Consider the following 18,459-nt stretch of genomic DNA (forward strand, 5'->3'; position numbering starts at 1 on the left):
CCCCCGTCTTGCAATAGATCGCATCGAAGAATCGCTGCTTAGGGTGCTCAGCCGAGCTGGGCGAACGCCTCGGCGGCGGCGCGCTCGCCGGCGGTCACCGCGCCCTCCAGGTAGCCGCTCCACCGGGTCGCGGTCTCGGTGCCCGCCCAGTGCACCCGGCCGACGGGCGTCCGCAGCTCCGGGCCGTACGCGCACCACGCGCCGGGTGGCAGGACGCCGCAGAAGCAGCCGCGCGTCCACTCGTCGGCCGACCAGTCGTACTCGACGAGGTCGTCGGGGCGCGCGGCGGCCGGGCCGAAGATCGCGGCGAGCGCGTCGCACAGCGCGTCCCGGCGCGCGTCGTCCGGGAGCCGGCGCAGCGCGCGGGCCTGCGCGCCGTAGCTGAACGCGGTGAGCACCCCGCCCGGCGCGTCCGGCACCGAGTTGTCCACCGTCTCGGTGAGCGGCCCGGTGTCGGTGGTGGACACACCGGAGCGGCCGTCGGCGCGCCAGAACGGCTCCGGGTAGAGCGCGTGCACCTTGAGCGCCACGCCCATCGGCATCCGCTGGGTCAGCCCGTCGCGCAGCGGTGGCAGCGGCGGGTCGTACCGGATCCGCCCGGCCAGCGTCGGCGCCAGCGCGACCACCGCCGCGTCGCCGCGGTACGTCTCGCCGCCGGCGCGCACCCGTACGCCGTCGCCGTCCTGCGCGACGCCGTCCACCGGCGCGCGCAGGCACAGGCTCCCCGGCGGCAGCGCGGCGGCCATCCGCTCGGCCAGCACGGCCGGACCACCGACGACGCGGTCCTGCTGGGCGCCGCCGGCCATGCCGAGCAGCGAACCGGTGCCGCCGCCGCTGTTCAGGTAGAACAGCATGTGCAGCAGCGAGACCTCGTCCGGCGAGGCGGCCAGCAGCCCACCGGCGAGCAGCCGGCCCGCGTACCGGGCGGTGACCGGGTCGGCCGTGCTCGCGTCGAGCCACCCGCCCAGCGTGATCCGGTCCCACCGGACCGCGTCGTCCGCCCGCCACGGTGCGGCCGGGTCGAGCCCGGCCGCCATCTCGTCGAGCGTCCCGAGCAGCCCGGACAGCCCGGGCGGCTCCCCGGCGGCCGGGCGTCCGCCGAGCAGCAGCGTCGGCGCGCCGTGCGCGGGGGAGGGAAAGGTGGTCAGGCCGTACGCGGCGGCGAGCGCGTACATCCGGTCCTGGGCCGGGCCGATCCACTGCGCGCCGAGATCCAGCCAGCCGCCGCCGGCCAGCGGGCGGCTCAGCGCCCGGCCGCCCACCCGGTCCCGCGCCTCCAGCACCCGCACCTCGGCGCCCGCCGCGTCCAGCGCGAGCGCGCAGGCCAGACCGGAGAACCCGGCGCCCACGACGACGACCCGGTGGCGGCGCACGCGAGGGCGTACCCCGCTCCCGGCCGGATTCACCCGGCCCGGCGTGTCGAAACGGGCGTCAGTCGTTCGTGTGGAGGGTGAAGGGACGGCGCGGTGCCGTCCGGTGACGAGGAGAAGCCGATGAAGCAGTACCTGATCAGCATGTACCAGCCGGCCGGTGAGGGCCGTCCGGACCCGGAGTTCCTGGCCGGGGTGATGCGCGAGGTCGAGGCCGTCGGCCGTGACCTGCGGGAGGCGGGGTGCTGGGTGTTCGGCAACGGCCTGCACGACCCGCAGACCGCCACCGTGCTGCGCCCGGCCGGTGACGAGGTGCTGGTCACCGACGGGCCGTTCGCCGAGGGCAAGGAGTACCTGGGCGGCGTCACCATCATCCGGGCGCCCGACCTGGACGCCGCGCTGGACTGGGGCCGCCGCTACGCCCTGGCCACCACGCTGCCGATCGAGGTCCGCCCGTTCCAGGGCGAGGGATGACCGACGTCGAACGGGTCTTCCGGGCCGAGTACGGCCGCGCGGTAGCGGTCCTGGTCCGTCTCCTCGGTGACATCGACCTCGCCGAGGAGGCGGTCCAGGAGGCGTTCGCGATCGCCGTGACGCGCTGGGCCGCCGACGGGCCGCCGCCCAGCCCGGCCGGCTGGATCATCACCACCGCCCGGAACCGGGCGATCGACAGGTTGCGGCGCGAGGCGACCCGGGAGGCGCGGCACGCCGAGGCCGCCCTGCTGCACGCCGCCGGCCCGCCCGCCGAGGAGGGGCCCGTGCCCGACGACCGCCTGCGCCTGATCTTCACCTGCTGCCACCCGGCGCTCGCCGCTCCCGCCCGGGTGGCGCTGACGCTGCGGCTGCTCGGCGGCCTGAGCACCGCCGAGATCGCGCGGGCCTTCCTGGTGCCGGAGCCGACGATGGCCCAGCGTCTGGTCCGGGCCAAGTCGAAGATCCGCGACGCCGGTATCCCGTACCGGGTGCCGCGCGACGCGGACCTGCCGGACCGGCTGCGCGGGGTGCTCGCCGTGGTGTACCTGATCTTCAACGAGGGGCACACGGCCAGCGCGGGGGAGCGGCTGGGCCGCGCCGAGCTGGGCGCCGAGGGGATCCGGCTGGGCCGGCTGCTGGTGACGTTGATGCCGGACGAGCCGGAGGCGCTCGGCCTGCTCGCGCTGATGCTGCTCACCGAGGCGCGCCGCGACGCCCGGACCGGCCCGGACGGGGTGCCGGTGTCGCTGTCCGAGCAGGACCGCGGCCGGTGGGACCGGGAGCTGATCGCCGAGGGGCAGGAGCTGGTCCGCCGGTGCCTGCGACGGGGGCTGCCCGGCCCGTACCAGATCCAGGCCGCGATCGGCGCGGTGCACGCGGACGCGCCCACCACCGCCGCCACCGACTGGCGGCAGATCCTCGCGCTCTACGACCAGCTGACGGCCGTCGCGCCGGGACCGGTGGTGGCGCTGAACCGGGCGGTCGCGCTGGCCGAGGTACGCGGACCGGCGGCGGGACTGGCCGCAGTGGACGGTCTCGACCTGGGCGGTTACCACGTGTGGCACGCGATCCGGGCGGACCTGCTGCGCCGCCTGGGCCGCCCGGCGCAGGCCCGGGCCGCGTACGACGCGGCGATCGCCGGCACCGGCAACGCGGCGGAGCAGACGTTCCTGCGCCGCGCCCGCGACCGCGTGCCGGGATGATCGCATCGACCGTGCACGTAGGAGCCCGGTGACCCGGGGAAGGTAGCCGTGATCGTCGGGGCATTGACGCGGTGGCAGAGAAAAGTACACTCCCGGTGTAATTAGTTTTTCCGCGCTCCGTCGACCGGCACGAGGTGACGATGAGCCCACCGGCCGCCCCCGCCGACGAACCGGGCCTGGCGCTGCACCACGTCGGCGTACGCTTCGGCGGCCTGGTCGCCCTCGACGACGTCTCGCTGCGGGTGCCACCGGGCCGGGTCGTCGGCGTGATCGGGCCCAACGGCGCCGGCAAGACCACCCTGTTCAACGTGGTCTGCGGCTTCGTCCGGCCGACCGAGGGCTCGCTCACCCTGGACGGCCGGCCGTTCCGGCCCCGCCCGCACGCCCTCACCCGGCTCGGCATCGCCCGCACCCTCCAGGGCGTCGGCCTGTTCGCCGGGCTGACCGTGCTGGAGAACGTGGTCGCCGGCGCCAGCCACACCGCCCGCGCCGGCTTCGCCGCCGCGCTGTTCGGCCTGCCCCGCAGCGACGACGACGAGCGGCGGCTGCGCACCCGGGCGCTGGACCTGCTCGCCGAGCTGGGCATCGGGAAGTACGCCGACGCGCCGCCGGCCACCCTGCCGTACGCGGTACGCAAGCGGGTCGCGCTGGCCCGCGCGCTGATCGCCCGGCCCCGGCTGCTGCTGCTCGACGAACCGGCCGGCGGTCTCGGCGCCGACGACGTGGCCGAACTGGCCGACCTGGTCCGCGCGCTGCCCGAACGGGACGACGGCTGCGCCGTGCTGCTCGTCGAACACCACATGGACCTGGTCATGTCCGTCTGCCACGAACTGGTGGTGCTCGACTTCGGCAAGGTGATCGCGGCCGGCCCGCCGGAGCGCATCCGCGACGACCCCCGGGTCACCGAGGCGTACCTGGGCGCCGACGTGCCCGCCGAGGGGAGCGCGTCGTGACCGCCGTGCTGGAGGTCGAGGCGCTCAGCAGCGGCTACGGACCGGTGCCGGTGCTGCGCGACGTCGCGTTCACCGTCCCGGCCGGCACCGTCACCGCCGTGCTGGGCGCCAACGGCGCCGGCAAGACCACGCTGCTGCGTACCCTCTCCGGTCTGCTCCGTCCCACCGGCGGCCGGGTCCGGTACGCGGGCGAGGACCTGCGCGGCGTCCGGGTGGAACACCTGGTCCGGCGCGGCCTGGCGCACGTGCCGGAGGGGCGCGGCGTGGTGACCGAGCTGACCGTGGCGGAGAACCTGCGCCTGGGCGGGCTGTGGCGGCGCGACCGGGCCGACGCCCGGCGCGCGCTCGACGAGGTGTACGAGCTGTTCCCCGCCCTGGCCCGCCGCCGCGACCACGCCGGACACCAGCTCTCCGGCGGCGAACGGCAGATGCTCGCGATCGGCCGCGCGCTGATCGCCCGGCCCCGGCTGCTGCTGCTCGACGAGCCGTCGCTCGGGCTGGCGCCCAAGGTCGCCGCGCAGATCATGGCGCTGCTGCGGCGGCTGCGCGATGAGCAGGGGCTCACCGTGCTGCTCGTCGAGCAGAACGTGCGCACTGCGCTGTCCGTCGCCGACCAGGGCATCGTCATGTCGCTCGGGCAGGTGGTGACGGCCGCGCCGGCCGCCCGGCTGCGCGACGACGACCAGCTCCGGCACGCGTACCTCGGATTCTAGGAAGGGGCGCGGATGGAGCGGTTCTGGTTCCTCACCTTCGACGGGCTCGCCGCCGGGGCGGTCTACGCGGCGTTCGCGCTCGCGCTCGTGCTCATCTGGCGGGCCGCCCGCGTGGTCAACTTCGCCCAGGGCGCGATGGCCGTGGCCACCGCGTACGTCGGGTACGCAGTCGTCTCCGCCACCGGCTCGTACTGGCTGGGCCTGGCCGCCGCGATCCTGTCCGGACTGGCCCTGGGCGCGCTGGTGGAGCGGGTGCTGATGCGGTTCGCCGGCCCCGGCGGCCCGCTCAACCAGGTGATCGTCGCGCTCGGCCTGGTGCTCGTCATCCAGGCGGTGCTCGGCATGGTCTTCGGCAACGACTACCGGCCCGCCCCGGCGCCGTTCGACACCGACGCGCTCACCATCGGCGGGGTTGCCGCGCTGTCCCCGTACGACCTGTGGGTGCTCGGCGCGGCGCTCACCGTGGTGGCGCTGCTCGCGCTGCTGTTCACCCGGACCCCGGTCGGCCTGCGGATGCGGGCCGCCGCGTTCGCCCCCGAGGTGTCCCGGCTGCTCGGCGTCAGCGTCGGCCGGATGCTCACGCTGGGCTGGGCGCTCGCCGCCGGCGTCGGCGCGCTCGCCGGGATGCTCGTCGTCCCCACCGGACTCGGCCTGCACTCGCACGCCATGGACCTGGTCTTCGTGGTCGCGTTCACCGCCGCCGTGGTCGGCGGCCTGGACAGCCCGGTCGGCGCCGTCGTCGGCGGCCTGCTGGTCGGGCTGATCCTGTCCTACGTCACCGGCTACCTGGGACCGGACACCACCCCGCTGGCCGTCCTGGTGCTGCTGCTGGCCGTCCTGCTGGTCCGCCCCGGCGGGCTCTTCTCCACGGCGAGAGCGAGGCACGTGTGACGAGCACCCCCACCGAGGTCGCGCCCGCCGCGCCGTCCCCGCTGCGGCGGCTGCTCCCCGGCGCGCCCGCCGGACGCGAGGCGCGCGGCTCCACGCTGCTGCGCCACCTCGCCGTGGCCGTGTTCGCCGGCACGCTCGTCGTGCTGGTCACCAACCAGCTCGCGCCGTACCAGAACCTCCAGGTCGCGCGCGTCTGCGCGTTCCTCTGCGTCACCGCCGGGCACACCGTCCTGGTCGGGCTCAACGGCCAGCTCTCCCTCGGGCACGGCGCGCTGATGGCCACCGGCGCGTACACGGTGGCCCTGACCCAGCAGGCCCTCGACGACCGGGCCGTACGCGGCTGGTGGACGCTGCCCGCGTCGCTGCTCGCCGCCGTCGCGGTGACCGCGCTCGGCGGGCTCGTCGTCGGGCTCGCCGCGGCCCGGCTGCGCGGCCCCTACCTGGCCGGCGTGACCCTGGCCGTGGCGACGCTCGTGCCGGCGGTCACCACGATCTTCACCGGCGTGTTCAACGGCGAACAGGGACTGCGGTTCCCGGCGCAGACCCCGCCGGCGGCGCTCGGCGCCTACTTCCAGCCGGAACGCTGGCTGGCCTGGATCGCGCTGGCCGCCGCGCTGCTCACCATGCTGCTGCTGGCCAACCTGGTACGCAGCCGCTTCGGCCGGTCCCTGCGGGCGGTACGCGACGACGAGGTCGCCGCCCGGCTCGCCGGCATCCCGGTGGCCCGCACACAGGTGCTCGCGTTCGTGGTCAGCGCCGCCTGCGCCGGCCTGGGCGGCGGTGTGTACGCCATGCTCACCGCTACCGTCGCACCCGGCAAGTTCCCGCTGGACCTGTCGCTGTTCCTGCTCATGGCGATCGTGATCGGCGGGCTGGGCAGCCTGGCCGGCGCGGTCTGGGGAGCGGTGCTGCTGGTGGCGCTCCAGGACCTGCCCGGCCTGCTCACCGAACACCTCAGCCTCTCCGCCGGGCTGGCCCAGCGGCTGGAGGGCAACCTCGCGCTCGCCGTGTTCGGCCTGATCCTCATCGTCGTCATGCTCGCCGCCCCGGGCGGCCTCCAGGGCGGCGTGCGCGCCGTCGGCGCCCGGCTGCGCGCGGCCGTCCGCCGCGGCCGCACCAGCCGCCGGTCGCCGGACCGCTGACCCACCGGTTCCACCCACCGTTCGCACCGTCGCACCGGATTGGAGAACCATGCGCCCCACCACCCGCCGCGTTCTCGCGGCCGCCGCCGGCCTGGCCCTGCTGGCCGCGCTGCCGGCCTGCGCCGACGACGAGAAGCAGGCCGCCGAGAACGTCCCCGGCGTCAGCGACTCCGAGGTCGTCATCGGCACCCACCAACCGCTCACCGGACCGGCCGCGCCCGGCTACTCGAAGATCTCCGCCGCCACGAAGGCGTACTTCGAGCACGTCAACAGCAAGGGCGGCGTGCACGGCCGGAAGATCGTCTACAAGGTCATGGACGACGGCTACAATCCCGCCAACACCGAGAACGTGGTCCGCAAGCTCGTGCTCGACGACAAGGTCTTCGCGCTGCTCGGCGGCCTGGGTACGCCCACGCACACGAACGTGCTGGAGTTCGTCAAGACGCAGAAGGTGCCGGACCTGTTCGTCGCCTCCGGCAGCCGCAACTGGAACCAGCCGGACAAGTACCCGACGACGTTCGGCTGGCAGCCCGACTACACCGTCGAGGGCAAGATCCTGGCCAGCTACGTCAAGCGGGAGTTCCCCGGCGCGAAGGTCTGCCACTTCGGGCAGAACGACGACTTCGGGCGGGACTCGCTGGCCGGCGTCGAGCAGGTCCTCGGCCCGGTCGCGGCGAAGCAGACGTACACCACCACCAACCAGCAGGTCGGCCCGGCCATCGGCGCGCTGCGCGCGGCCGGCTGCCAGGTGGTCATCTCGGCGACCATCCCCGGCTTCACCGCGCTGGCCATGGGCCAGGCTGCCGGGCAGGGCTTCAAGGCGCAGTGGGTGGTGTCCAACGTGGGCGCCGACTACACCACGCTCTCCGCGCAGCTCGGCGACAAGAAGGTGATCCTCGAGGGCATGGTCGCCGACAACTACCTGCCGATGGCGGGCGACACCGCGAACCCGTGGATCCAGGAGTTCACCAAGATCCACCAGAGGTACAACGCGGGCAACCCGGTCGACGGCAACGCGATCTACGGCTACTCGATGGCGTACACGTTCATCCAGGCGATGCTCGCCGCCGGGCCCGACCCCACCCGGGAGAAGCTGGTCGAGGCCGTGCGCAAGGGCGGCTTCCGCGGGCCGGGCCTGACCCCCTTCCGGTACGCCGAGGGCGTGCACGCCGGCTACGGCGGCGTCCGGTTGACCAAGGTGAGCAACGGCGCGCAGGTGTACTTCGGTCCCGCGTACACCACCGACGACGGCGACGGCGCGGTCACCGAGTTCACCGAGCCGCCGACGAACCCGCCGGCGGACGCCGTGCCGACGTCCTGACCGCCGTGCTGCCGCCGGGCGGCCGGGTGCCGGCCGCCCGGCGGCACGCACGTAGAGTGGCCGCCGGCAGACGAGCAACAGGAGAGCCCGTACCCATGATCGAGCTGGAGACCGATCCGCCGGCGCGGGTGGACGGCCGGGCGGCGCGGGCCGAGCGGACCCGGGCCGCGATCGTGGAGGCGCACCTGGCCCTGATCGACTCCGGTGACCTGCGGCCCACCGGGGAACGGATCGCCGAGCGGGCCGGGGTGTCGCTGCGCACGCTCTGGACCAACTTCAAGGACATGGAGACGCTGTTCGCCGCGACCGGGCGGCGGGTCGGCGAGCGGCAGGCCGCGCTCTGGCGGCCGGTGCCGCCGGAGCTGCCGCTGACCGGCCGGATCGCCGCGTTCTGCGACCAGCGCGCCCGGCTGCTGGAGGTGCTGGCGCCCTCGGCCCGCGCGTCGGCGCTGCGGGAGCCGTTCTCCCCGCAGTTGCGCCGCAACCGGGAGACGGCCATCGCCCGGGTACGCCAGGAGATCGAGTCGGTGTTCGGCCCGGAGCTGGCGCATGCCGGGCCGGACCGCGAGCAGCTGCTCGATGCGCTGACGGTGGCCGGCACCTGGTCGGCGTGGTCGATGATGCGCGACTCGATGGGGCTCGACGTCGAGGCCGCCCGTGCCGTGATGGCCCGCACGCTCGGCGCGCTGCTGGTCGACGCGATCGCCGCCGGCCTGCGCTGACGCTCCCGGCGCGCCCGGTCTTCCGGCCGCCTCCGGCGCGGACAGTCGCCTTCCGCCCGCCGCCTCCCGGCCTCGCCGGTCCAGGTCGCGGGTCCGTCTCAGTCCTCGCGCAGCAGGCGCAGGATGCGGGCCAGCTCGGCCCGGTCCTCCGGTGGGAGCGCGCCGAAGAACCGTTGCGCCTCGGTGGCCCGGGCCTGCCGGATCGCGGTGCCGACCCGCTCGCCCTCGGCGGTGGGGGCGACCAGCGTGGCCCGCCGGTCGCCCGGGTCGGGCCGGCGCTCGACCAGGCCCCGCTCCTGCAACCCGTCGATCACCTCGGTGGCCGAGCGCGGCGCGATGTGCAGGTGCTCGGCGAGCGCGCCCGGCCGCAGCGCGCCGTGGCGCATCAGCACGCCGAGCGCCCGCGCCTGCCCGGGGCTGATCTCCCACGGCTCCAGCGCGCGCTTGGTCTGGTGCCGCAGCCGGCGGGTCACCGCCCAGAACGTCTCGGCCAGGCTCTCGTCGCTGCCGTTCACCGGAATACGGTAACAGGCTTTCGTGTTGTTCCCTCATGTTGAGGTAACCTCAGTATCGTCCCCCGCATGAGGAGCACCCTTGGATCGCATCCCCGACGGCCGCCGTGACGGCCGAACCGTCTCTCCCGCCGAGAGGGCCCAGGCCCGCGAGGTGTCCCTGCGCCGGATCGGCGGCCTGTTCACCGCCCACCGCGGCCCGCTCGCCACCGTGGTGGCGATCATCGTGGCGTCCTCGATCATCGCGATGGCCACGCCGTTCCTCCTGCGTACCGTGATCGACCGGGCCCTGCCCGAGCGTGACCTGACGCTGCTTGCCTGGCTGGTCGCGGGCATGGTCGCGGTGGCCGCGGTCACCGCCGTGCTCGGCGTCGCGCAGACCTGGATCTCCACCCGCGTCGGCCAGGAGGTGATGCACCGGCTGCGTGCCGACGTCTTCGCCCACCTCCAGCGGCAGTCGATCGGCTTCTTCGTGCGCACCCGCACCGGCGAGGTGCAGTCGCGCATCACCAACGACATCGGCGGCATGCAGGCGGTGGTCACCTCCACCGCCACCTCGATCGCCGCCAACCTCACTACTGTGGTCGCCACCACCATCGCCATGCTGGCGCTGAGCTGGCGCCTCACGCTCGTCTCGGCGGTCGTGCTGCCGCCCGCGCTCTGGCTCACCCGCCGGGTCGCCCGGCTGCGCCGGGAGATCACCGCCCAGCGGCAGCGCGAACTGGCCGACCTCGCCGTGACCATCGAGGAGGGGCTGTCGGTCAGCGGCGTACGGCTGGCCAAGACGCTCGGCACCGGCCCGGCCCTGGTCGACCGGTTCACCGCCTCCTCGGCCCGCCTGGTCGACCTGGAACTGCGCTCGGAACTGGCCGGACGCTGGCGGATGGCCGCCATGAGCATCGTCTTCGCCGCCATCCCCGCGGTGATCTACCTGGGCGCCGGCCTGCCCGGCACCGCCGGCACGCTCACCATCGGCACGCTCGTCGCGTTCACCGCGCTGCAGGGCAACCTGTTCCGGCCGCTGATGGGCCTGCTCAACGTCGGCGTCACGCTCACCGCGTCCCTCGCCCTGTTCGCCCGGATCTTCGAATACCTCGACCTGCCCGTCGAGGTCGCCGAGCCGGCGCGCCCGGTCCCGCTCGACCCGGCCACCGCCCGCGGCCACCTGCGCGTCGAGGGCGTCACCTTCAGCTACCCGGGCAGCGACACCGCCGCCCTCGCGGGCGTCAGCCTGGACGTCCCGGCCGGCACTAGCCTCGCCCTGGTGGGGGAGACCGGCTCCGGCAAGAGCACGCTCGCCGCGCTGATCAGCCGGCTGCACGACCCGGACGCCGGCCGCATCACCATCGACGGGATCGACCTGCGCGACCTGCGCCCGGCCGACCTGGCCGCCGTCGTGGGCGTGGTCAGCCAGGAGACGTACCTGCTGCACGGCACCGTGCGGGACAACCTCCGGTACGCGCGCCCGGACGCCACCGACGCCGACATCGAGGCCGCCGCCCGCGCCGCCCGCATCCACGACCTCGTCGCCGCGCTGCCCGACGGGTACGACACGATGGTCGGCTCGCGCGGTCACCGGTTCTCCGGTGGCGAGCAGCAGCGCCTGGCGATCGCCCGGACCCTGCTGCGCGACCCTCGGATCCTGGTGCTCGACGAGGCGACGAGCGCGCTGGACACCGAGACCGAGCGCGCGGTCCAGCGGGCCCTCGACGAGCTGGCCCGAGGACGGACCGTGGTGACCATCGCGCACCGGCTCTCCACCGTCCGCGACGCCGACCGCATCGCCGTACTCGACCACGGGCGGATCGTCGAGTCCGGCACCCACGACGCGTTGCTGGACCGGCGCGGCCGGTACGCCGCACTGGTCGGCTGAACACCTGATCCACAAGACGTGATTTCGGCATCGTTGATGGGTAGAGTGACGCGGTGCGCAGCGGAGTTCAGGCTCAGGTCCCGGTGCTGAACGTCGGCGACGCCGACGCGGCCGGCCGGTTCTACGCGCTGTTCGGCTACACCGGGCAGCCCGGCGAGGACGGCCGGTCGCGCCTGCGCTGCGGCGACCTGACCCTGCTGCTGGTCGAGGGCGCCGCCGCCCCGGCCACGCTCTGCCTCCACGTCGACGACGTCGCCGCGACCACCGAACGCCTCGTCGCTGCGGGTCACCGGGTCGAGCACGCTCCCGGCGGCGAGTGCCGCACCGTCGACCCCGGCGGCAACACGATCCTGTTCGCCCGCTCACCGCGCGTGCCCGCCCCGCGGGTCGAGCCGGACGGGCGGCCCGCGCCGGTCCGCCGGGCCGCCCAGGTCGCCGCCCGGCGCGACGGCGCTCCCGGCCACTGCCAGATCGGCGGGCCGCGCGGCGAGCCCTGCGCCGAGCCGGCCGAGGTCAAGCTCGCCGACTCGTGGGGCGACACGGTGTGGGGCTGTCTGACCCACGCCGACGAGACACTGGTCCACGCACGGGGCGCGTTCGTGGCCACCGAGGACGGCACCGGGCTCGCCGCGTACCTGGCCGCCCGGCAGGCCCGCCCCGACCCGGCCGCCGTCCCGGGCTGACCTCCGTCGCCGGCCCGCCGGCTCTCATGGACAGGCCCTAGATCGCCGGCGGCTCCGGCTCGCCGGGGCGGGGCCGCTGCCCCGGGGCCGGGCGCGGTGCGGGTGGGGGGAGCAGCGGCTCCAGCGGGGTGAACGACTCCACCGGCCCGTCCGGCCGTGATCCCCGCCGCGCCCGCCGCGCCTCGCCCGGCATCCCTCGCGCGTCTCGTGCCGCTCTCGTCGGCTCGCGCCCGTCGGCCGACGGTGTCGTGGCGGCCGGCTCGTCCTCGTCCCCCGCTCGCGTCGCGGACGGCGGTTCCCGGTGGTCGCGCCGGTCGCGTTCCTCGGCGTACTCGGCGCGGCGCCGGGCCAGGTCACGCTCGCACTCCAGCGCGATGCGCTGCTCCCAGTACGGCTGGAGCAGCCTGCGCACCCGCTCGTCGAGGTGCACAGTCACGTCCGGCTCGCAGGCGAACGTCACCTCACCGCGCGCGTACGTCCAGGGCGGCGGGTCGTCGTCGGCGAGCGCGGCGGTCAACGCCGCGTGCAGGTCACGCGGCCGGTTCGGCGGCACCTCCGCCGCGCACCGGACGGCCAGCCGGTGCAGGCGCTGTGTGGCCTGCTGCTGGAAGTAGTCCACGTACCAGCCGAACAGCTCCGGCCGGGCGGTGTCCGACGACCAGGTGTAGGTGGCGCGGACCAGGAACACGTACACCTGGCCCTGCGCCGGCACCGCGAGCGGCTCCGGGACGCGCCGGTCGACCGTGCTGACGGGCGTCGCCGGCTCCTCGGTCCACCAGAGCTGCCGCAGCGTCGGCTGCGCGCCGTCCCAGAAGCGCCGGGTCCGCACGCGTGCCGCCTCGCCGAGCGCCCGCGCCCGCCCGGCCCAGCGCCGCCGCCAGCCGTCGACCGGCGCGCCGGGCTTCGGCCGGCCGCCGGGCGGCTCGGGCTCCTCCGGCACCGCGGTCATCGCACCCCCTCCACGCCGGACGGCAGCACCGCGTCCCGCGTTGTCGAACGGACGCGCGGGCCGTCGGGCGAGGGGTGGCCGGACCGCCGTGGCGGTCCGCGATCCACGCTAACAACCCCGGCCGGTGTACGCGCGCAGCCGCGCGCACGGTGGTTCCGCCCGGCGCGCGGCTCGGTGCTGACCGATCGGACGAGCCGCCTCGTAGTCCTATCCGTGGGACTCGGAGTGGGTTCGGTCCCGTTCACGGGACCGACCATCCAGACTCGATCGGCACGCCTTGATCCGTGTCCGTGCCGCTCCATAGCGTGAGCTTCCGTGATCCTTCGGGGGAGGACCAGAACGCATGGGTGTTGACGCTCGCCACGCCACCGGCCGGGCCGTGCAGTTCCTGCGGTCCCTCGCCGAGCGGCAGTACGACCGGGTCTGGACCCCGGACTTCCTGCACCTCACCCCGGACGTGCAGGGCTTCGCCGTCTTCCATCGCGGCGGCCTGGTGCTGGTCTACGGCGCGGTGTCGCCGGACGACCCGGCCCGCTGGATCCTGCGGATGGCCTGCGTGGCCGGCGCCGACGTGCCGGACATCTCCGGGGCGATGGCCTGGGCGAACATCCGTAACCGGCTGGCGGAGGCGGGGCGCTACTACTGCGTCGTGAAGGCCGACCAGGGCGCCTGCCACGTGGTGTTCGCGCTTGATGTCCGCAGCTCGCTGCTCGACGACGTCACGGCGCCCGACGCACAGGCGGTGCGGGAACTGCTGCACTTCTCGCTCGCGGTGTGCGTGCACAACGCGGTGGCGGACTTCCGCGACCTGACGTCCTACCTGCCGGCGCGTCCGCTGGCGCCGACGGAGATCGACGCCTGGACGCTGTTCGCCGGCACCCAGGACTGACAGGTGTCCTCGAGACCGGCAGGGCCGGGCTCCACGTGGCCGTCGAGCGGCAGGCCGAGGTCGGTCAGCCGGGGGCCTAGGATCTCCTGCATGCAGGAAGGCCGGTGGACGACGATCACCCCGTCGCAGTTCGCGCACGAGCGGGAGGCGCTGGCGCACGTCCAAGCGCTGCTACCCGACACCGAGCCCTACCGCGCCTGGTCGAACTTCACCTTCACCGCCCAGACCGGGCACCCCTACGAGGTGGACCTCCTGGTCGCCGGCCCCGGTGGGCTCTACCTGATCGAGATCAAGAGCCTGACCGGGCGGCTGACGTCCAGCGGCTCGAACTGGATTCAGACCAGCCCGAGCCGCACCCGGACCTTCGACAACCCGCTGCACCTGGCCGATCAGAAGGCCAAGAAGCTCAAGAGTCTGCTCCAGGCCGCCGCCGCCCGTCGCCCCGGCGCCCCGATCCGGGTGCCGTTCGTCCAAGCGGCGGTGTTCCTGTCCAAGCCCGGCCTGCACATCGCGCTGTCCGAGCACCACCTGCACAACGTCTACGGTCCCGAGCCCGCCCCGGGGCACCAGCCGGGGTCGCTACCCACCATCGGCTCGCTTCTGCAACGCCCCCCGCAGGACGAGCGGCAACGGCTCAGCAAGGAGGTCTCCGCAGCCCTGCCCGGTCTTCTCGAAGCCGTGGGCATAGCGCGTAGCCGCAAGCACTACCAGGTCGGGGCATGGGAGCTGGAGTCGCGGCCGTACGACCTCGGCCCGACCTGGCAGGATCACCACGCCCGGCACCGCGAGCTGGAACGCGAGCACCGCCGGATCCGCATCTACCTGGTGGAACGCAACGCCGTCCAGGCCGACCGGGCCAGCATCGAGCGCGCGGCCCGGCGTGAGATGACAGTGCTGCACGGCATCAACCACCCGGGAATCGTGCGGGTCGACTCGCTCGAGTCGCACGAGGCGGGACCGGCGCTGATCTTCCGCCACGATCCTCGCGCCGTCCGCCTCGACCACTATGTCGCGCAGTACGGCGACCGGCTCGACCCGCTGACCCGGGTGGCCATGGTGCGCCAGCTCGCCGACGCGATCGCCTACGCGCACCGGCGGCACCTGCACCACCGTGCGCTGTCCGCCCGCAGCGTGCTGGTCGTGCCGGGCCGCCGGCGACGTGGAGGCAGCGAGGAGGAGGCGTGGCTCACCCCCCAGCTTCAGATCAGTGACTGGCAGGCCGCCACCCGGGCGGTGGACACCAACGCGGGCAGCAGCGGCGATCCGGTCACCCTCTCCTCGCACGCGGCCGCACACATCGAGCTGTCGGCAGAGGCGTATCTCGCGCCCGAGCTGAGCGCACCACGACCCGACCCGATCGCGATGGACGTGTTCGGGCTGGGCGCGCTCGCCTACCTCATACTCACCGGCCAGCCGCCCGCGGCGAAGCGCCAGGAGCTGTTGTCCCGGCTCGCCCGCGACAACGGCCTGCGGCCCTCGTCGGAGACCGACGCGATAAGCGAGTTCGCCGACGAGCTGATCCAGGCGGCCACCGCCCCAGTGCCGGCGCAGCGGCTCACCACCGTCGCCGACTTCGTGGAGATGCTGGAGGAGGTCGAGAACGAGCTGACCGCCCCGCCCCCGGGCGACCCGGAGCCGGAGCAGACCGACCCGCTGGAGGCGCGCGGTGGCGACCGGGTCGGCGAGTGGACGGTCCGTAAGCAGCTCGGCACCGGCTCGACCTGCCGGGCGTTCCTGGCCCGCAACGAGCGCACGGGCCGTGACGAGGTGCTCAAGGTCGGCCTGTCCGACGAGAAGGCGGCCCGGCTCGCCCACGAGGCGAAGGTGCTCGGCCCGCTGACCGATTCCCGGGTGATCCGGCTGGCCCGGCCGGAGCCGCTGCGCATCGCCGACCGTACTGTGGTGGTGCTGGAGCACGCCGGCGAGCTGACGCTGGCCCGCAAGCTCCGCGACGAGGGCCGGCTCACCGTCGACGAGCTGGAGACCTACAGCGACTACCTGTTCGGCGCGCTCGACTACCTGGAGGGCGAGGGCGTCTACCACCGGGACATCAAGCCGGACAACATCGCGGTGCGGATCCGGCCGAACCGTACCCGTCAGCTCGTGCTCTTCGACTTCTCCCTGGCCGGAGTCTCGGTCAAGGAGCTGTCCGCCGGCACACCCCGCTACCTGGATCCGTTCCTCGGTGCGGCGAACCGGCAGGTCTACGACAAGCACGCCGAGTGGTACGCGCTCGCGGTCACCCTGCACGAGATGGCCTCCGGTGAGCTGCCGGTGTGGGGCGACGGGGGCACCGAACCGCAGCTCACCGAGGGGCCTCCGGTGCTCGCGGTCGAGGCGTTCGACCCGGCGGTGCGCGACGGTCTGGTGGAGTTCTTCCAGCAGGCGCTGCACCGCGACCACCGTCGCCGCTTCGGTTCGCTCAAGGACATGCGCGACGCGTGGCAGCAGGTGTTCCGCCGCTCCGACGCCAGCGCCCCGGTCGGCTCCGAGCATCCGGAGACCGTGACCGAGGAGCCGGACGAGCAGCTCGCGGAGCAGGCTCGTGAGGAAGCTGCGGCGAAGGCGACCCGCGCGACCGTCCTGGAGGCGGCCGGGCTCACCCCACGGGCGGTGTCGGCCGCGCACCGGGTGGAGGCGACAACCGTCGGCGAGCTGCTCGCGGTGGGCAACAACACCTTCGCCACGCTGCCCGGCCTTGGCGCGAAGACGCGCAAGGAGCTGCAGCGGCGGGTCAAGGAGTGGCGCAACCGGCTGGGGGAGCGGGAGACCATCCCGACGTCCCCGGCCGCGCGGCGGGCCGCCGGTGCGGAGGCCGCGACCGAGACCACCGGCGGCGGCGCCGACCTGGTGCGGGTCGGTCTCGACGCGATCGCCACGCTGCTCGTACCCGCGTCCAACGGGCGCAACACCGCCGAGATCGAGGCGACGCGGCTGCTGCTGAACCTGCCCGACGCCACCGGCACGCTGTCCGCGCTGCCGCTCTGGCCGCAGCAGCCGCTGGTGGCCACCGCCGTCGGGGTGACCCCCGGCCGCATCGCGCAGATTCTCGGCAAGCAGCGCAAGCGCTGGCACGAGCTGCCGGTGGTGCGCAGCGTGCGTACCCAGGTGGTGGAGCTGCTGCGCGACGGCGGCCGGGTGATGGGCGTCGCTGAGCTGGCGGCGGCGCTGCTCACCAGCCGTGGTTCGGTCCGCACCGGCCATAAGCTGCGCCTGGCGATAGCGGTGGCCGCGGTGCGGGCTGCGGTCGAGATCGATGCGCTGGAGGAGGAGCCCCGCCTCCTGCTGCGCCGGCACGGCCGAGCCGACATCGACGGCCGGCCGCACCCGCACGGTGACCGCCTGCTCGTCGCGTTGGAGGCCGGTGACGACGACGCCCCGGACACCCCGGCGGCGCCGGCCCTGCTTGACTACGCCGACGCGCTGGGCAAGGCCGCCGACCGGCTCGCGGCCAGTGAGGTGCTGCCGAGCGCGGCCACCGTGATGCGTACCCTAGCCACGGTGACCGCTCCCGGCGGTGCCGCCGACGTGATCGACGAGCGGCGACGGGTGCAGCTCGCGGCCGTGGCGTCGGAGCGCGCCGCCGCCACCGCGCGGCTGGAGCTGTATCCGCGCGACCTCGACCCGGTACGCGCGCTGCGGCTCGCCCAGGCCGGCGTGGTGTCCCCCGGCGCCGGCAACCAGCGGGCCCTGAGTCCCGAGCAGGTGCAGCAGCGCGTCTCGGCGCGCTTCCCGGAGCTGGACCCCCTGCCGATGGACCACAGGCTGGACAGCCTCCTCACCGAGGCGGGTTTCGACCTGCGCCGCGTCGGAGACCGGTTCGTGCCGCGACCCCGCACCGGCTCGTCGTCGATGTCGATCATCCAGCGGCACTCGTCGGCGAGCGCCCTGCCGAGCCGGTGGGCGGCCGAGTCCCCGGAGCTGGCCCAGGCGATGCGCGCCGAGGAACGCCTGACCGGCGCGCGGTCCGCGGGCGGGTTCCGGGCCCTGACGGTACGCCTCAACCGCGCCGTGCCGGCGCGCGACGAGCTGGTCCGCCGCTTCGACGCCCGGCCGGTCAGCGTGGCCGCCGAGTTCGTACGGGAACTGCGGGGACTGGTCGACGCCCGGCCGAAGCCCACCTGGGAGACGGTGGTGGGCGCGGACAACGCGCCGGAGAACTCCCGGGCGGCCATCAAGCTCGGTGAGTACGTGGAGCAGGCGTGGCGGCTCGTCCTGCCGCGTCTGCGCGCGCAGTTGCGCGCCGACGCCGGGCCGGTGCTGCTGCACGACGCGGCGGTGCTGGCCCGCTACGGGGCGATGGACGGGCTGCACGAGCTGGCCGACGCGGCGCGCGCCGGGACGGGGAGTGTGTGGGTGCTGTGCCCGATGGACGACCCGGCGATGCTCCCGAAGCTCGACGGCACTGTGGTGCGGGTGGGCGACAACGAGTGGATCGGGCTGCCGGACGCCTGGGTCGTCAACGCACACCGCAGCGCCGCGGTCGCCTGACAGCGGTCACCCTGCGACAGGCGAGTCAGCTACCCGACCGATCGGCTCGTTCCTCTGGGTGTGGGCGCCGTGGCAAACTCGCTGTCACGACAGCCTCACTCGAGGAGGAGCCGGGTGAGATCATGGCTGCTGCTGATCCTCATTTCCCGGCTGCCACTAGCCTGGTCCAGGTTTCGGCTGTCGCTCAGGGGCGAGCCGAATGGTCGTCCTCGATTCGTCTATCTCTGTCGGGCGCCCGGTTGTCAGTGGGTGAGTGATCTGATGCTCGCGGACG

General features: G+C 74.4%; 15 protein-coding genes. 12 read left to right on the forward strand and 3 right to left on the reverse strand.

What is annotated here, in order from left to right; all coding sequences use genetic code 11:
* Positions 1–47: 47 nt before the first annotated feature.
* Positions 48–1,523 (reverse strand): NAD(P)/FAD-dependent oxidoreductase, encoded by a 1,476-nt coding sequence (locus tag ABIH81_RS21535; protein WP_349881174.1) that lies wholly within the window; start codon positions 1,521–1,523, stop codon positions 48–50.
* Here ABIH81_RS21535 and ABIH81_RS21540 point away from each other — a divergent pair.
* From ABIH81_RS21540 to ABIH81_RS21575, 8 genes are all read left to right on the forward strand, one after another.
* Complete coding sequence (locus tag ABIH81_RS21540; protein ID WP_349876695.1) at positions 1,494–1,844, forward strand: YciI family protein; 351 nt, start codon at positions 1,494–1,496, stop codon at positions 1,842–1,844. The two genes, ABIH81_RS21535 and ABIH81_RS21540, sit on opposite strands and share 30 nt — an antisense overlap.
* A complete protein-coding gene (locus ABIH81_RS21545) occupies positions 1,841–3,046 on the forward strand; it encodes an RNA polymerase sigma factor (protein ID WP_349876696.1) in 1,206 nt (401 codons plus the stop codon). Before ABIH81_RS21540 ends, ABIH81_RS21545 begins: the two co-directional genes overlap by 4 nt.
* A 140-nt stretch (positions 3,047–3,186) precedes the next feature.
* Positions 3,187–3,999, forward strand: a complete 813-nt coding sequence (locus ABIH81_RS21550; RefSeq protein ID WP_349876697.1) for an ABC transporter ATP-binding protein — start codon at positions 3,187–3,189, stop codon at positions 3,997–3,999.
* Positions 3,996–4,712 carry an ABC transporter ATP-binding protein gene (locus tag ABIH81_RS21555; RefSeq protein WP_349876698.1) on the forward strand — a complete coding sequence of 239 codons (717 nt, stop codon included), beginning with the start codon at positions 3,996–3,998 and terminating at the stop codon, positions 4,710–4,712. Before ABIH81_RS21550 ends, ABIH81_RS21555 begins: the two co-directional genes overlap by 4 nt.
* 12 nt (positions 4,713–4,724) lie before the next feature.
* Positions 4,725–5,603, forward strand: a complete 879-nt coding sequence (locus tag ABIH81_RS21560; protein ID WP_349876699.1) for a branched-chain amino acid ABC transporter permease — start codon at positions 4,725–4,727, stop codon at positions 5,601–5,603.
* Positions 5,600–6,745, forward strand: coding sequence for a branched-chain amino acid ABC transporter permease (locus ABIH81_RS21565; protein ID WP_349876700.1), 1,146 nt, complete (start codon positions 5,600–5,602; stop codon positions 6,743–6,745). Before ABIH81_RS21560 ends, ABIH81_RS21565 begins: the two co-directional genes overlap by 4 nt.
* A 49-nt stretch (positions 6,746–6,794) precedes the next feature.
* Positions 6,795–8,066, forward strand: a complete 1,272-nt coding sequence (locus tag ABIH81_RS21570; RefSeq protein WP_349876701.1) for an ABC transporter substrate-binding protein — start codon at positions 6,795–6,797, stop codon at positions 8,064–8,066.
* Positions 8,067–8,161: 95 nt separating this feature from the next.
* Entirely contained in the window at positions 8,162–8,788 is a 627-nt protein-coding gene (locus ABIH81_RS21575) for a TetR/AcrR family transcriptional regulator (protein ID WP_349876702.1), read from the forward strand.
* A 98-nt stretch (positions 8,789–8,886) separates the two neighbouring features.
* On the opposite strand, the gene ABIH81_RS21580 is transcribed toward ABIH81_RS21575, so the two are convergent.
* Entirely contained in the window at positions 8,887–9,303 is a 417-nt protein-coding gene (locus ABIH81_RS21580; protein ID WP_349876703.1) for a MarR family transcriptional regulator, read from the reverse strand.
* A 79-nt stretch (positions 9,304–9,382) separates the two neighbouring features.
* Here ABIH81_RS21580 and ABIH81_RS21585 point away from each other — a divergent pair, with 79 nt between their 5' ends.
* The gene (locus tag ABIH81_RS21585) at positions 9,383–11,173 is read left to right on the forward strand and encodes an ABC transporter ATP-binding protein (RefSeq protein WP_349876704.1); all 1,791 of its coding nucleotides are present in this window, start codon (positions 9,383–9,385) and stop codon (positions 11,171–11,173) included.
* 53 nt (positions 11,174–11,226) lie between these two features.
* Positions 11,227–11,856 (forward strand): VOC family protein, encoded by a 630-nt coding sequence (locus ABIH81_RS21590; protein ID WP_349876705.1) that lies wholly within the window; start codon positions 11,227–11,229, stop codon positions 11,854–11,856.
* Positions 11,857–11,893: 37 nt separating this feature from the next.
* On the opposite strand, the gene ABIH81_RS21595 is transcribed toward ABIH81_RS21590, so the two are convergent.
* Positions 11,894–12,805, reverse strand: a complete 912-nt coding sequence (locus ABIH81_RS21595; protein WP_349876706.1) for a hypothetical protein — start codon at positions 12,803–12,805, stop codon at positions 11,894–11,896.
* A 343-nt stretch (positions 12,806–13,148) separates the two neighbouring features.
* Between ABIH81_RS21595 and ABIH81_RS21600 the strand changes: the two genes are divergently transcribed.
* Positions 13,149–13,694, forward strand: a complete 546-nt coding sequence (locus ABIH81_RS21600; protein WP_349876707.1) for a hypothetical protein — start codon at positions 13,149–13,151, stop codon at positions 13,692–13,694.
* Between the two features lie 90 nt (positions 13,695–13,784).
* A complete protein-coding gene (pglW, locus tag ABIH81_RS21605; RefSeq protein WP_349876708.1) occupies positions 13,785–18,185 on the forward strand; it encodes a BREX system serine/threonine kinase PglW in 4,401 nt (1,466 codons plus the stop codon).
* Positions 18,186–18,459: the final 274 nt, after the last annotated feature.

Origin of the sequence: Micromonospora sp. HUAS YX12, from assembly GCF_040215685.1 — a bacterium.
GTDB lineage: Bacteria > Actinomycetota > Actinomycetes > Mycobacteriales > Micromonosporaceae > Micromonospora > Micromonospora tulbaghiae.